Raw genomic sequence first — 714 nt, 5'->3', positions numbered from 1 at the left:
CGCTAACGCGGGTGCGTCGTTCACTCCGTCACCCGCCATGGCGACCTTTGCGCCTTTCTCCTGCAGTTCGCGAATTATGCGGGCCTTGTCCTCGGGCAGTACGTCGGCTCGAATCTCATCGATACCCAGACGTTCGGCCACCGCCTTTGCAGTGCGTTCGTTGTCGCCAGTCGCCATGATGATCCGGAAACCCAGTTCGTGCAGCGCCTTGAGTGCGGCTGGTGTTGTTTCCTTGACCGGGTCGGCGACGCAGACCAACCCCGCCACTGAACCATCAAGCATCACGAACATCACCGTTTCGCCGTCATCCCGACGCGCATTGGCCTTGGCCGTCAGTTCGGCCGCCTCGAGTCCGAGATCGGTGACCAGTTTCAGATTGCCGAGCGCGACGGGGCGGCCATCCACCGTGCCTTTCACGCCTTTACCAGTCACCGCCTCGAAGTCACTGGCGTCGGACAGGGCTACGCCACGTTCCTCGGCTCCTGTGACGATTGCCTCAGCTAACGGGTGCTCCGAGCCCTTCTCCAGCGTTGCGGCCAGCCGCAGCACCTCGACCTCGTCATGGCCAGGTTCGGGTAATACAGCCACAAGCTTTGGCTTGCCCATGGTCAGCGTGCCAGTTTTGTCGACGATCAAAGTATCGATCTTCTCGAACCGCTCCAGCGCTTCGGCATTTTTGATCAGCACTCCGGCCTGCGCCCCGCGCCCCGTGGC

At 62.0% G+C, this 714-nt stretch carries 1 protein-coding gene; it reads right to left on the bottom strand.

Going from position 1 to position 714, the window contains the following annotated elements; genetic code table 11:
* A partial coding sequence (locus ACR0E6_RS22285) for an HAD-IC family P-type ATPase (protein ID WP_480587472.1) occupies positions 1-714 on the bottom strand: 714 nt, incomplete at both ends.

The sequence above is a fragment of the Ruegeria sp. AP12 genome (assembly GCF_056540025.1).
This window is presented reverse-complemented; position numbering and strand designations above follow the sequence as displayed.